Genomic DNA, 14,460 nt, shown 5'->3' on the forward strand with positions numbered 1-14,460 from the left:
GTAAATCTATGGGCTATGCAAAAGAGTTTTTTATCTCTTTTATTTTTTTTACGATTTCTTCATTTGTAGTTTTGTATATCATTTATAATGACTACAATAGTGAACAAGAACTTTATCTACAAAAAACATTACAAGATGAGAGCAAACTGTTTTTTGTTGTAAAAGAGAGTTTGATCGTTTTATCTGATGTCCTTTTCAAAGAGCGTATCAATCAATCTGAAATTAAACGTGTTTTTGCTCGTCGTGACAGAAAGAGACTGTATGAATTATTGAAAGATGATTATGCCGATCTGAAACAGTTGGGTTTACGACAACTCCATTTTCACTTGCCGAATATGCAAAGTTTTCTTCGTTTCCACAGACCAAAAAAATATGGAGACTCTTTGAAGGGTGTGCGCTCAGGAATAGAACTAGTCATACAAACGAAAAAAGCCGTTCACTGTTTTGAAGAAGGAAGAATCTTTAACGGATTTCGAAATATTTATCCTATTTTTTATAAAAACCGTTATATAGGAAGTGTTGAAATATCTTTTTCTCCCTATGCCATAGCGAGATTGATGCAGCACTATTTTCCTAATGCTTTTTATGGTCTTGTTTTAAAAAAAGATGTCGTAGATAAAAAACTTTTTAGTGATGAAAAACGAAACTACCTTAGTATCCCAAACAGTAAGTACTATTGGGATAAAGTCAGTTTTGAAAAAAACAGATTAACTCCCGAAGAGAAAAAGATTCTTGATGAAGTTATCGCAAAATATGACATACAAAAATCCAATGCTTTTGCAATAAAGCATAAATATGTTGTTATAACATTGCCTATACAAAATTGTGTGGGAAGATATGTAGGCGATTTTATAATTTTACATCCAAGCAAATATTTATTGAAACACTTCTATCTATTTGTGAAATATGCATTGATAAGTCTATTGCTGCTAACATTTATTTCGATTATGCTACTTCTTTATTTGAAACAGATTCGAAATAATATGCTTGCTCTTGAAAAAGCCGCTCTTAAAGACCCATTAACAAAAATCGCGAATAGAAGAGCGTACAAATACTTTATTAAAAGTTTGGATCAAAAACAAAAATATGGAATTATCTATTGCGATATAGACTTTTTCAAAAGAATCAATGATACCTATGGACACGATAAAGGGGATGAAATATTACAAAAAGTAGCCAAAACACTTTCCAGATTTATTCGAAAAGATGATCTTTTAGCAAGATGGGGAGGAGAGGAGTTTTTGATGGTCTTGCCAAACATTGGTTTGGAAGATGTAAAAAACAGGGCCGAAAAAATGAGACAAGCAATCGAAAATATATCCAAAGATCTTCCGGTAAGTTGCAGTTTCGGAGTGACAGTATGTGAAGACCCGACACATATTGAAGAGTGTATCAAAAGGGCAGATGAAGCCCTATATAGTGCCAAAAAGAGAGGAAGGAACAGAGTAGAAGTTATTTAAAAAAAAGCGAACCGATACGCACCATATTGGATCCACACCGAATCGCCAGTTCAAAATCATTGCTCATTCCCATAGAGCAGATCTGGGCTCCATGAGGTTTCAAAGATTCAAAGATTTTATAAGTTGTCTCAAAGCTTTTTTGGATCAATGTAGTATCATCAGTGTGGGCTCCTATGGTCATTACACCACAAAGGTTGAGGTGTTTTGTCTCCTCAATGATTTTTAAATACTCATCATACGCAACTTCTGGTAATACACCGGCTTTGCTTTCTTCTTTTGCGCTATTGATCTGTAACAAACAATCCATTGTTTTGCCTTTTTTCTCAAGCCGTTTGTCTATTTCTAGTGCCAGTTCAAGGCTATCAAGGGATTGCATAAGCCAAGGATTGAGATCAATGAGGTGGTTGATTTTGTTTTTTTGCAGTCTTCCGATAAAGTGCCACTCGATCGGAAGATCGCTTAGAGCCTCAGATTTGGTTTTAAGATCTTGGACTCGGCTTTCTCCAAAGGCTCTTTGTCCAAGTTCATACAGTGCTTCAATCTCCTCAGTTCCTACATATTTTGTAACAGCCACAATTTGGACGATATGGTGTTCGCTTCGCTCCATTCTCGCTTTTTCAACTCGTTGTACGATTTCATCGAAATTGTCTCTGAGTCTATATCTATCCACTGTACACTCCTAATAATCTATTGATATCGTTATATAAGCCAAGTCCCATAAGTCCGATAAGAAAAATCCATCCAGCAAGTGTGATTTTATAAAGCATCTCTTCACTTGGTGCATGTTTTGTGATCATTTCATACAGATTGATCATAATATGACCACCATCAAGAGCCGGAATTGGTAAAAGATTTAAAATGCCAAGGTTTACTGAGATCAATGCTGTAAAACTCAGAAGCGCTACTAAACCTGCCTGACTCGCTTTTGCTGTTACATCCATAATGGTGAGTACCCCACCGATCTCTTTTGGCGAGACAACCCCTTCGATCATCTTCTCTATACCCAAAAGAATGAATTTACCAGCTTCTATCGTTTTATCATAGGCCACTTGTATCGCTTCAAAAAAAGAGTAGTGTACTTTTATATAGGCATTTGCCGGTGCGATGCCAATCATTGGGCGCTGTACCTCTTCGCCAAAAATATTTTTTGTTTTCATGATTTTGGGCTGTAAAATGACAATCTCTTTTTTGCCATTACGATCAATAAGGAGTTTGAGTGGCGAATGAGAATGAGCGATGATGCTACTTAAATCTTCCCATGTTTTAATCTTTTGTCCATTGATGGCGAGGATCATATCTCCCTTTTGCAGATGTGCTTTGGATGCTGGAGAGTCTGGCAGGACTTGACCCACTTTTGGCGCTAGCACATCATATCCGCTTAATGCGATATAGAGATAGAGTAAGAAAGCAAGAAAAAAGTTTGCAAAAGGGCCAGCGAAGAGGATGATGATTCTTTGCCACGGTTTTTTCATAGTATAGCTATCCGGATCGCTGCTTTTGGCTGTTGGATCGGTATCGTCTTGCCCTTTCATCTTGACATATCCACCCAAAGGAATGGCGCTGATTGCCCACTCGGTACCACAGCACCACTTTTTAGCTAGCACTGGTCCAAAACCGATGCTAAATCGCTCTACTGCTACACCAAAAAATCTAGCTGCTAAAAAGTGACCCAGTTCATGAAAAAAGATGAGAAATGATAAGACGAGTAAACTGACTAAAAAACCCATTATTGTAAATACTCCTTGATATATTCATATCCGCTATAAAGCGTGATGATGACTGCAAGCCAAAGTAGGAGTACGCCTCCTGGCCAGTTCATGATCAAAAATCCAATAGCGATCATCTGCATGATCGTTTTTATTTTTCCCAAAAAGGATGCTGCAATCTCTTTTCCGCTTCCTGCAGCCGAGACCCGAAGACCTGTAATGAAAAACTCTCTTGTCAAGATGAGATAGACTGCCCAGGGATCAGCTCTGTCAAGAACCATCAATCCCAAAAAACCGGCCAATGTGAGCATTTTGTCAGCTAAAGGATCAAGAATTTTTCCAAGTTCAGTGATCTGGTTGAAGCTTCGGGCGATATATCCATCAAAAAAGTCTGTAATACTTGCTAAAACAAATAAAAAAGCGGCCCAGAAGTCAAGCCATGAGGGATGGATGTGTGCAAAAAGGGACAGATCTCTATTGACAAGGAGCATAAACATCAGTGGTGCTATGCATAATCGTATAAAAGCTAAAATATTTGGGATATTCATCAGCTGAAACTTGTTCCTCCATCCACTACGATTGTTTGCCCCGTAATCCAGCTGGCATCATCTGTGCACAAAAACCAGCAAGCACCTGCGAGATCTTCCGGTCTTCCCATGCGTTTAAGCGGACTTCTTGCCACAGTTTCCGCTTTTACCTCTTCATAGTTTGGGAAAGCTCTTAAGGCATCCGTGTCTATTGGACCGCCACTGACTGCATTGACACGGATATTTTTCTCACCAAGTTCATGGGCCGCATATTTGACCATGGTTTCGACTGCTGCTTTACTGCTGCCATGACCGGCGTAGTTTGGAGTATAGACGAGGTTTCCGGTTGAACTCATTGAGATTATCACTCCACCACCAACTTTTTCCATTCTTTTTGCAGCTTCTTGCGCGCCTACAACAAAGGCCAAAACAGTTGCAGTATAGATATTGTTCAGTCCTTTTGGTTTGAGGCGCATAAAGGGTCCAAAACCGCCGACGACAGGTCGACCAGAAATGATGGCGTTGGATATAAAAAAATCGACTCTTTCAAAATCTTCGTCGATTTTTTTGAATAACTCTTTATATTCGTTTGGTTCTAAAATATTGAGGGGGTACGCTTTTGCCTTGATGCCATATTTGTCACTTATCTCTTTTGCCAATGTGTTTGCAAGCTCTTCATTGGAGTTATAGGTAAAGGCGACATTGACTCCTTCTTTTGCAAATCTCTCAACAATAGCTCGTCCGATTCCTCGTGTTCCCCCGCTGATGACAAGTGTTTTGCTCATGATACGACCTCATATTTTGCTAATGTTTTTTCGATAAGTCTCATATGCTCTTTGCTCGGTTCCACAAGTGGCAAACGGTATTCAAGGGTATCGATGAGACCTGCTATGTACATTGCCGCTTTGATAGGAATAGGGTTGGATTCACAAAAGAGGGCCTTATTGATATCAAAAAGTTCGTCGTTGACCATTTTTGCCGTATCAAACTGTCCAGCGAGTCCTGCATGCACAAGCATTGCGATTTTATCCGGTAAAAGGTTCGCTGTTACGGAAATGACTCCCATTCCGCCGTTTGCTATGATAGGGTAGTTGATTGCATCATCGCCGCTGATGACATAGAGTTCCGACCGTTTTGCAAGAAGTTCGACACATCGCTCAATCGATCCAGTTGCTTCTTTTACGCCATAAATGTTGTCCACATCATCAAAAAGGCGAAAAACCGTTTCAGGCTGAATGTCGACTCCCGTTCTACCTGGAACATTGTATAAAAGTACCGGGATGTCTACCGATTCGGCTAATGCTTTGTAATGCTGATACAGACCTTCTTGGGTGGGTTTGTTATAGTAGGGGCTGACACTCAAAATGGCATCCGCTCCAGCCTTCTGTGCAAACTGGGCCAGATCGATCGCTTCATGGGTTGCATTGCTTCCAGCACCTGCCATCACTTTTGTGGATGTTCCTTTGCACACTTCAACAGCTATTTCAATACATCGTTTATGCTCAGCATGGCTGAGAGTTGCGCTCTCTCCGGTCGTACCTACCGGCACCACTGCATCGATTGCATTGTCGATCTGCCTTTGGATGAGTCTTGCATATGTCTCTTCATCCAATTGTCCATTGCGAAACGGGGTGATGAGTGCGGTCATCGCTCCTTTTACTTTTTCCATCAATCTTCCTTTCTCATAATCACGGTAGTCGAGTTTTTCTTTATGAAATATTTTTTAGCTACATCACTCAAATCTTGGGTTTTCAATTTGTCGATATTCTCTTCGTAATGCAGTAACGGTTCGATATTGCCTCTGGCAAAATAGGCACCGAAAAGGTCTGCCACATTGCTAGAATTTTCCAGTGAAAAGATAAAATCGGCTTTTGTATTAATTTTGATTTTGTCCAGTTCGCTTTTTTTGATATTGCCTTTTTTAATTTTTTCAATTTCGCGCCATATCTCTTTTTCAATCTGTTCAGCCGTAACTCCTGGATTTGCTACAGCCAAAAAGAGAAAAATACCTGGATCTTTATTTTCCATATTGTAGCCGTATATTTGATTGACCATCTTTTTTTCATCTACCAATTTTTTATAGAGCCTACTACTTTTGCCGCTGCTTAAAAGCTCGCTTATGGCACTTAATGCCACCTGTTCTTTGTCTTCAAAGTTTGGAATATGAAAAGCGATGGCAATCATCTGGGTTTGAACATCTCGCTGGATATAAACCCTTTTGGGCCCATCTTGAGGTGGCTCGACCTGATGGACCTTTGGAATATCGCAACAGTTTTTTATGTGTTCAAAATGTTTTTTTGCCAAAGCAAAAACTTCATCTTTATTGATGTCCCCAGCGACGATTATGATGGCGTTTTTTGGCTGATAGTATCTTTTATGAAACGCTCTTATATCTTCAATGCTCCAGTTTTGGATATCTTTCATAAATCCAATCGGCGTCCAGTGGTAAGGGTGGTAAATGTATGTATTGTTGAAAAGTCTAAAATAGAGATATCCTGTGGGATTGTTGTCTGTTCGCCACCTTCGCTCTTCTGCTACAACTTCGCGCTCAGTCAAAAACTCTTTTTCATCAAGTTTCAGATTTTCCATAAGTTCGCTAAAAAGCCAAAGAGATTTGTCCAGGTGCTCTTTTGCACTTTTGATAAAGTAGTGGGTGTAGTCAAATCCGGTGGAAGCGTTATCCACTCCACCAAAGCTTTTGACGATCTCATCAAACTCACCGGCTTTTAGGTGTTTGGTGGATTTGAAATTAAGGTGTTCAAGCATATGGGCGATCCCGCTTTTTCCCATCACTTCGTTTCTACTGCCAACTTTATAAAAGATATCAGTGGTGATAACACCGCTTCCCTTTTTCATAGGAATAGCCACTACTTTGAGGCCGTTTTTGAGTGTCGTTTCATAATATTTGGGTAAACTGCTTGCCATCAATCCTCCAATGATCAAAAATAGAACAAGAATTTTTTTCATCGTATATCGATTCCTATTGCTTCAGAGATGTGTGTAAAACCATCTTTTTTCAGATACTCAATGAGCCCCTCGTTGATACTTTTTACCAATCCCGGTCCTCCGTAGATAAAGGATGTGTAAATTTGCAAAAGTGTGGCTCCATGTCGTATTCTTCGGTAGGCTTCTTCTGCACTGTCGATGCCTCCAACACTGATAAGAACTGTTTTACCGAAAAGCTCCTTTGCAACCGCTTTAAAAATAGCAAAACTTTTCTCTTTGATCACTTTTCCGCTGATTCCGCCAAAATCTTTTGCACCTCGCAAAAGGGAGTAATCGATGGAGGTATTTGTTGCGATTATCCCTGCTGCTCCTGCTTCAACAGCGCTGCTACAAAGAGATACGGCCTGATCTTCGCTCATATCGGGTGCAATTTTAAGCAAGATTGGAGTATCGGTAAGCTCTTTTGCCATGGAAAAAAGCTCTTTGATGAAGGATTCGTTTTGCAAGTCCCGAAGGCCCAGTGTATTTGGACTAGAGATGTTGATGACGAGATAGTCTGCCAAAGTGTGAAATGTTGTAATTAAAAACTTATAATCATCAAGGGCATTTTCTTCGGGTGTTGTTTTGTTTTTGCCGATATTGACACCGATAGGAAAGGGGGCAGGGGATATTCTTTCAATTCTATCCTTGATTACTTCGGCTCCGTCGTTATTAAACCCCATAGCATTTTGGATGGCTTCTTGTTTGACATAACGAAAGAGCCTTGGTTTTGGATTGCCGCTTTGCGGTTTTGGTGTGACGGTGCCAACTTCCACATACCCAAATCCAAGGGCATGGAGCGTTTTTGCCATTGTGGCGTTTTTGTCAAACCCTGCAGCAATCCCCAAAGGATTGTAAAAACTTTTTCCAAAAAGTTCTTGGGTAAGTATAGGGTCTTTGATCAAATATGTTTCTTGCAATCTGTTTAGGATAAACGGGAAAAATGAAGCGAGTTCAAATGCTGTTTCTGCTATATGATGAGCCGTTTCAGGGTCGAATCGAAAAAGGATTTTTTTGATACTTTCGTAATCCATTATACTCCCGATTTTTTGGAATTTATTATACAATAAAGCGCTATTTTTCGAAAGGAAGGCAATGGAGTGTAAGTATTTTGGGATATGTGGAAGCTGCTCTTTGTATGAAGGCGGATACGAAGGGCAGTTGCAAAAAAAAGTAGATGAATTTGAAAAACTTTTTGGATTAGAGCCTGAAATTTTCCCTTCAAAACAGAGTCACTACAGAGCCCGTGCAGAATTTCGGATTATCGATGGGGAGTATGCTATGCATAGACTCTATGAAAAGGGCTTAGTGACCATAGAAGCTTGTGAAATGGTGCTTAACTCTATTTATGAGCTGATGCCAAACCTAAGAGAAAAAATCAAGCTGAACGAGATATTAAGTAAAAAACTATATAGAGTCGATTTTTTAAGTGGTTTGAGTGGCGAATCTTTGGTGACCATGGTATATCATAGACCCATTGATGAGGCATGGAAAAATGTTGCCAGTGAGATTGCTAAAGAATTGAATATAGATATCATCGGTAGAAGCAGAGGGAAAAAAATCGTTATAGGAAAAGAGTATATCACCAAAAAACTTCCTGTTTTTGAAAAAGAGTTTTTGTATCGTCACTATGAAGGAAGCTTTACACAGCCAAATCCATATGTGAACATACAAATGATCGAGTGGGCTGGAAGCATCGCAAAAGATTTGCAGGGTGATTTGTTGGAGTTGTATTGTGGAGCAGGTAATTTTACATTGCCGCTTTCACGCTATTTTGAAAAAGTACTTGCGACAGAGGTGAGCAAATCCTCTATCAAGGCTGCAAAAGAGAATGCAATGCTCAATAAAATAGAAAATGTAGAGTTTGTACGACTTAGCAGTCAAGAAATGACTCAGGCATTACGAGGGGTAAGGGAATTTCGAAGGCTTAAAGAGATTGATTTAAAATCGTACAACTTTAAAACGGTGTTTGTTGATCCGCCAAGATGTGGTCTAGACGTTGATACAAGAGAACTTGTAAAAGAGTTTGATAATATTGTATATATCTCTTGCAATCCACAAACACTCCACAGAGATTTGGAGGAACTTTCAAAAACACATACGATCCAAAAAATGGCGGTTTTTGATCAATTTCCTTATACTCCGCATTTGGAGAGCGGAGTATATCTTAGACGTTAAATCGAAAATGCATCACATCGCCATCTTGGACGATGTACTCTTTTCCTTCGAGTCTCATTTTCCCAGCCTCTTTGGCTCCTTGCTCGCCGCCGTATTTGATGAAATCTTCATAGCTGATCACTTCAGCTCGAATAAATCCTTTTTCAAAATCGCCATGAATCACACCGGCTGCTTGAGGGGCAGTCCATCCTTTGTGGATGGTCCAGCTTCGAACCTCTTTGACACCTGCTGTAAAGTAACTGATGAGCCCTAGTCTATTAAATGCGGTTCGGATGATTTTATCAAGACCCGACTCTTCTACTCCCATTTCATTCAAAAGCTCTTTTGCCTCTTCATCGCTCAAGCCTACCAATTCTTCTTCCAGTTTTGCACAAAGCTTAATCACATCGGCACCCACTTCGCTTGCATACTTTTTGACTGTTTGGACATATTCGTTGTCTTCAAGCATTCCCTCTTCATCCACATTTGCACCAAAAATGACCGGCTTTGCACTCAAAAACCGTAGTTCTTTGTTGAGTGTTTCAAACGCCTCATTTTTGTTTGCAAATGTCCGAACAGGTTTAAGCTCTTCAAGATGTTTTTTGAGTTCTTCGGCAACTTCCAAAATTGGAGCTATTTTTTTGTCTGCTTTTGCCTGTTTTTTGAGTCTTTCGATCTTCTTTTCTAATTGCTGCAAATCAGCAAATATCAGTTCTGTCTCGATGATTTCTATATCTCGGATCGGATCAACGCTACCTTCGACATGGGTAATGTTTCCATCCTCAAAACATCTGACCATATGTAAAATCATATCCGTTTCACGGATATTACTTAAAAACTGGTTCCCTAAGCCTTCCCCTTTGCTTGCTCCCTTAACAAGTCCAGCAATATCCACAAAATCGATCGTAGAGTGCTGGATTCTTTGAGGATTGACAATTTTTGCAAGCTCTTCGAGCCTTGGATCAGGAACGGGAACAACTGCTTTGTTTGGTTCAATGGTACAGAATGGATAGTTTTGTGCTTCTGCGTTTTGTGCTTTTGTCAGCGCATTGAATGTTGTTGATTTTCCTACATTTGGAAGTCCTACGATACCGACACTTAGTCCCATGATTTTCCTTAAGAGAAGTTTAAAATTTGTGGAATTATAGCACAATCGGACCAAAGGTCCGAAAGTTATTTTGAAGGATGTTTTTTCAGATCTTTATAGACAAACTCTTTTTGTAACCATTTAATGACCATTCGAACGCCTGCACCACTGGCGCCATACGGATTGTATCCCCACTCCTTTTCCACATACGCTGGACCGGCAATATCAAGATGGAGCCATTTATCTTTGTTTTTTTCTTCGATAAATTCACTCAAAAAGAGCGCTGCAGTGATAGCACCACCATATCTAGATGTGCTGATATTGCAGATATCTGCGATTTTGGATTCAAGAAGTTTTGGCAAGTATCGATTGAACGGCAAGATGCCAGCGAGTTCACCACTACTTTTTGCAGCACCAATCATTGATTCTATCAATGTATCATTGTGTCCCATAACACCTGTGGTGTATTCCCCAAGAGCGACAACACATGCACCAGTTAGGGTAGCCATATCGATGATGTAGTCTGGTTCAATCTTTTCTTGGGCGTAACATAGACAATCTGCCAAAACGAGTCGTCCTTCGGCATCTGTATTTCTTACTTCAATCGTTTTTCCGTTTTTAGTTACAAGTACATCATCCGGTTTATAGGCGTTTCCTCCAACCATATTTTCTGCAAGTCCCAAAATGGCATGCACTTCTACAGGAAGTCCTAGTTTTTTGGCTGCTTTGATGATACCAAGTGCTGCGCTTGCACCGCTTTTATCGGCTTTCATTGTTACCATATAATCACTTGGCTTTAAACTGAGTCCTCCGCTATCGTATGTCAAACCTTTTCCAACGATGGCTACTTTTGCTTTTGCATTGTCCGGTTTGTACGTGAGATGTACAAGTCTTGGAGGATTGCTACTTGCTCTTGCGACTGCTAAAAAGGCGTTCATTCCCTCTTTTTTCAAATCTTTTTCATCCAAAATCTTGATTTCGAGGTCGTTGCTATGGGCAACCTCTTTTGCAAGCTCAGCGAAAGTTTCTGGATAGATTTCATTTGGTGGTGTATTGACGATATCACGGACCATATTGGTCGCTTTTGCTACGATTTTAGCTTCGTGGATACTTTCCTTTGCTTTTTCAAGGGTAAAGTTTTTATCGCTATATTCTTCGTTTGCAAGGATGATCTTTTCCAAACCTTTGGAATCTTTTTTGCTTTTGTACTTCTTGAATTCATAATCTCCCAAAATGGCGCCTTCAACAAAGGCTTTGATGTTTGTAATAGGGCAGTTTTGGATATAGACGCCGGCTTTTGCCGTTTTAAAATCTTTGCCTTTAAGGGTTTTGACCGCCTTGGCAGCTGCTATGCGTATCTCATCGTGATCGAGTTTGCTTCCTACGTAGATTTTTCTTTTTTCCGGTAAAAATGCAACCTCTTCGCTGTCACCTTTAAAACCCAAAAGTTCCAGTTCTGCTTTGTCTTTAATCCATTTGTGATCAAGATTTTTATCGATCACAAATATGATCTCGATATCTGCCTCTATTTGGGACATTTTTTTATCAACTATTTCGCATTTCATGCTTTTCTCTCCTTCAATTTTTTCTCTGTGACTGTATGGAAATAGTAATAGATGCTACCTCCAATAATCAAAGCAAATGGTAAGGCATAGTACCAATGCTCTTTTGCCCATTTGACAATTTGTAGTATCTCTTCACCAAAAATATAGGCTGGAATGATAGTCATTGCCGCCCAGATTTGGGCACTGATGAAATTGATAATCGCAAATTTTTTAGCGCTATATCGTGTCAGACCTATTGCCATAGGGATTATTGTCCTCATTCCATACAGGTATCGCTGAATAAAGATGACTGGCCAGCCATACTTTTTCAAAAGGAGATGAGCAAGGGCAAATTTGCGGCGCTGTTTGTGCATGAGATTATGAATGTAATGCTTATTGAATCGTCCGATGTAAAAATAGATCTGATCTCCTACAAATCCTCCAAGTCCTGCTATTAATATGGAAAGCCACAGATTCATATCTCCGGTATGACTCAAAACGCCAGCCATGACAAGACCGGTTTCACCTTCAAAAATAGACCAAACAAAAAGAATAATATATCCATACTCTTTCAGTAAATAGACAAATTTCTCTTCGAGATTGTGACCCGGGGCTTGAAAAAGCTGATATCCAAGATAGGCTATAAACAAAAAAACAAAGCCCAAAAGGGCTTGAATGAGCCAATCTCTATTTTTTACAAAAAACTGTTTCATTGTTTCCCTAATCAAAATGAAGTAGTGATTTGGCTTGAATCATATCCTTGTCACCTCGACCCGAGAGGTTGACGATGATAAGAGAATTTTGGATATTACCCATCTTTTTAAGATACGCCACTGCATGAGAACTTTCAAACGCTGGAATAATCCCTTCTTGTTGACTGAGCCACACAAATGCATGAAGTGCTTCTTGATCGGTAATAGCATCATACTTGACAACTCCTTCATCTTTCAAAAAGGAGTGTTCTGGTCCAATCCCTGGGTAGTCAAGACCTGCACTGATAGAATGGGCTTCCAGGATCTGGCCCTCTTCATCTTGCAATACATAGCTCATCTGGCCATGTAAAACGCCGGGACTTCCTTTTGCAAGGCTTGCTCCATGCTTATCGGTGTCAAGTCCGAGACCCCCTGCTTCGATGCCGATGCACTGGGTTTCTTCTTCATCTAAAAAAGCATTGAAAATCCCCATGGCGTTGCTTCCACCCCCTATACAAGCAATCACGTAATCAGGTAGCCGTTTTTCAGCTGCTAATATTTGCGCTTTTGCTTCATATCCGATGATTCCTTGGAAATCTCGAACCATCATTGGGTATGGATGAGGTCCAGCGACTGTACCAATGACATAGAAGGTATCTCGTGCATTGGTTACCCAATGTCTGATAGCTTCATTCATCGCATCTTTGAGCGTTCTTGAGCCATTTTTTACTGAATGAACTTTTGCTCCAAGCAATTTCATGCGAAAGACATTAAGCTCTTGTCTTTTGACATCCTTTTCACCCATGAAAATTTCACACTCAAGCCCAAAAAGTGCCGCCATTGTGGCGGTAGCAACACCGTGTTGGCCTGCACCTGTTTCTGCAATGACCTTTTTCTTGCCAAGTTTTTTGGCGACAAGTCCTTGTAAAATGGTGTTATTGATCTTGTGAGCTCCTGTATGGTTAAGATCTTCTCGCTTGAGATAGATAGTGGCTCCAAGCTCTTTTGAGATATTTTGTGCATAGTAGAGTGGACTGGGCCGGCCCACATAATTTTCAAGATAGTATCTTGCCTCTTTCCAAAACTCTTCGTCAAATCGTATTTTTTTATACTCTTCTTCCAGTTCCAAAAGTATAGGCATTAAGGTTTCTGGGACATAGCGTCCTCCATGAATACCAAAATGTCCAAATTCATCCGGGTCAAATCTGCTTGGCTTTGGAATATACATTATTCAATCTCCAATACACTATAAATATTTGTTAACTTTTTGAGTTTCTCTTCACCATTTAAAAATTTAAGATTGATGATAAAACAGGCTTCAACGAGTTCTTGTCCCGTTTTTTGGATAAGTTTGGCAGCAGCCTCCGCTGTGCCGCCAGTGGCTATGAGATCGTCAATAAGCAGTACTCTTTTGCCTTCACCTCGAAAAGCGTCTATGTGGATCTCGATCTCATCCACACCATATTCGAGGGCGTACTTTTCACTGATTGTGGTATAGGGGAGTTTCCCTTTTTTCCGGACAGGAATAAATCCTATACCGAGTCTTGTAGCAAGGGCAGCACCAAAAATAAAACCCCGACTTTCAATTCCGGCAACAAATTCAATATTTTTCTCTTTGTAGCGATCTTCCAAATGATCCATGAGCATCGTAAATGCAGGTGCATTGTTAAGCAGCGTAGTTATATCTTTAAAAACGATACCGGGTTTTGGAAAATCGGGAACGTCTCGTATGCTAGAGAGTAAAAACTGTTTTATTTCATCTGTCAGATTTTTCATCTTTTCCTCCAAAGAGTATTACTTTGATACCGATTAAAATCACCATGAGTAGTGCAAAAAAGAAGTATCCCGCGATTTCTATACTCATTTTTCTTCCAAAGCCATAATTTTTTTGACTCTGTTTTCGTGTCGTCCACCCTCAAACTCTGTATTGCACCATGCATCAAGAATGGATTCTACAACTCCTGGGCCTACAACACGTTCGCCAAAACACACGATGTTGGCATCATTGTGTGCACGAGCCATTTGTGCGGTGTAGTAGTCGTGTACTTCAGCTGCTCGGATTCCTTTTATTTTATTTGCAGCGATACTCATGCCGATCCCCGTACCGCAAATGAGTACACCCCAGCTTGCTTTATCCGCAGCTACTGCTCTTGCTACTTTTTCGGCATAGTCTGGATAGTCCACTCGTTCGCTGCTATAGGTTCCAAGATCTTCTACTTCGTACCCTCTTTTTTGCAAAAGCTCGATCACCAACCCTTTGATAGCAAAACCTGCATGGTCACATCCGATATATACTTTCATC

At 40.1% G+C, this 14,460-nt stretch carries 15 protein-coding genes; 2 read left to right on the forward strand and 13 right to left on the reverse strand.

Going from position 1 to position 14,460, the window contains the following annotated elements:
• Window positions 1-8 precede the first annotated feature (8 nt).
• Window positions 9-1,460: a diguanylate cyclase domain-containing protein gene (locus tag JG735_RS03780; RefSeq protein ID WP_201335497.1), complete on the forward strand. Its 1,452-nt coding sequence runs from the start codon at window positions 9-11 to the stop codon at window positions 1,458-1,460.
• On the opposite strand, the gene JG735_RS03785 is transcribed toward JG735_RS03780, so the two are convergent.
• The 7 genes from JG735_RS03785 to JG735_RS03815 are packed head-to-tail and all read right to left on the reverse strand — an operon-like array spanning window position 1,453 to window position 7,712.
• Window positions 1,453-2,130 (reverse strand): YggS family pyridoxal phosphate-dependent enzyme, encoded by a 678-nt coding sequence (locus JG735_RS03785; protein WP_201335498.1) that lies wholly within the window; start codon window positions 2,128-2,130, stop codon window positions 1,453-1,455. The genes JG735_RS03780 and JG735_RS03785 overlap by 8 nt on opposite strands.
• Window positions 2,123-3,187 (reverse strand): RIP metalloprotease RseP, encoded by a 1,065-nt coding sequence (gene rseP / locus JG735_RS03790; RefSeq protein ID WP_201335499.1) that lies wholly within the window; start codon window positions 3,185-3,187, stop codon window positions 2,123-2,125. Before rseP ends, JG735_RS03785 begins: the two co-directional genes overlap by 8 nt.
• Window positions 3,187-3,714, reverse strand: coding sequence for a CDP-diacylglycerol--glycerol-3-phosphate 3-phosphatidyltransferase (gene pgsA, locus JG735_RS03795; protein ID WP_201335500.1), 528 nt, complete (start codon window positions 3,712-3,714; stop codon window positions 3,187-3,189). The genes rseP and pgsA overlap by 1 nt, the downstream gene beginning before the upstream one ends.
• Window positions 3,714-4,478: an enoyl-ACP reductase gene (locus tag JG735_RS03800; RefSeq protein WP_201335501.1), complete on the reverse strand. Its 765-nt coding sequence runs from the start codon at window positions 4,476-4,478 to the stop codon at window positions 3,714-3,716. The genes pgsA and JG735_RS03800 overlap by 1 nt, the downstream gene beginning before the upstream one ends.
• Window positions 4,475-5,365 carry a 4-hydroxy-tetrahydrodipicolinate synthase gene (gene dapA / locus JG735_RS03805; protein ID WP_370583459.1) on the reverse strand — a complete coding sequence of 297 codons (891 nt, stop codon included), beginning with the start codon at window positions 5,363-5,365 and terminating at the stop codon, window positions 4,475-4,477. The genes JG735_RS03800 and dapA overlap by 4 nt, the downstream gene beginning before the upstream one ends.
• Entirely contained in the window at window positions 5,362-6,660 is a 1,299-nt protein-coding gene (locus JG735_RS03810) for a pitrilysin family protein (protein ID WP_201335503.1), read from the reverse strand. Before JG735_RS03810 ends, dapA begins: the two co-directional genes overlap by 4 nt.
• On the reverse strand, window positions 6,657-7,712 hold the full coding sequence (locus tag JG735_RS03815) for a quinone-dependent dihydroorotate dehydrogenase (protein ID WP_201335504.1): 1,056 nt from the start codon (window positions 7,710-7,712) through the stop codon (window positions 6,657-6,659). Before JG735_RS03815 ends, JG735_RS03810 begins: the two co-directional genes overlap by 4 nt.
• A 61-nt stretch (window positions 7,713-7,773) precedes the next feature.
• Between JG735_RS03815 and trmA the strand changes: the two genes are divergently transcribed.
• Window positions 7,774-8,856, forward strand: a complete 1,083-nt coding sequence (trmA, locus tag JG735_RS03820; RefSeq protein ID WP_201335505.1) for a tRNA (uridine(54)-C5)-methyltransferase TrmA — start codon at window positions 7,774-7,776, stop codon at window positions 8,854-8,856.
• On the opposite strand, the gene ychF is transcribed toward trmA, so the two are convergent.
• From ychF to rpiB, 6 genes are all read right to left on the reverse strand, one after another.
• Entirely contained in the window at window positions 8,846-9,943 is a 1,098-nt protein-coding gene (gene ychF / locus JG735_RS03825) for a redox-regulated ATPase YchF (protein WP_201335506.1), read from the reverse strand. The two genes, trmA and ychF, sit on opposite strands and share 11 nt — an antisense overlap.
• Before the next feature lie 65 nt (window positions 9,944-10,008).
• Window positions 10,009-11,487, reverse strand: coding sequence for a leucyl aminopeptidase (locus JG735_RS03830; protein WP_201335507.1), 1,479 nt, complete (start codon window positions 11,485-11,487; stop codon window positions 10,009-10,011).
• A complete protein-coding gene (locus JG735_RS03835; RefSeq protein WP_201335508.1) occupies window positions 11,484-12,179 on the reverse strand; it encodes a DedA family protein in 696 nt (231 codons plus the stop codon). The genes JG735_RS03830 and JG735_RS03835 overlap by 4 nt, the downstream gene beginning before the upstream one ends.
• Before the next feature lie 7 nt (window positions 12,180-12,186).
• Window positions 12,187-13,386, reverse strand: a complete 1,200-nt coding sequence (gene trpB / locus JG735_RS03840) for a tryptophan synthase subunit beta (protein ID WP_201335509.1) — start codon at window positions 13,384-13,386, stop codon at window positions 12,187-12,189.
• The gene (locus JG735_RS03845) at window positions 13,386-13,934 is read right to left on the reverse strand and encodes an adenine phosphoribosyltransferase (protein WP_201335510.1); all 549 of its coding nucleotides are present in this window, start codon (window positions 13,932-13,934) and stop codon (window positions 13,386-13,388) included. The genes trpB and JG735_RS03845 overlap by 1 nt, the downstream gene beginning before the upstream one ends.
• Window positions 13,935-14,018: 84 nt before the next feature.
• Window positions 14,019-14,459 (reverse strand): ribose 5-phosphate isomerase B, encoded by a 441-nt coding sequence (gene rpiB / locus JG735_RS03850; protein ID WP_201335511.1) that lies wholly within the window; start codon window positions 14,457-14,459, stop codon window positions 14,019-14,021.
• Between the last annotated feature and the right edge of the window lies 1 nt (window position 14,460).

The organism is Nitratiruptor sp. YY08-10, from assembly GCF_016629565.1.
In the GTDB taxonomy this organism is placed as follows: Bacteria; Campylobacterota; Campylobacteria; order Campylobacterales; family Nitratiruptoraceae; genus Nitratiruptor.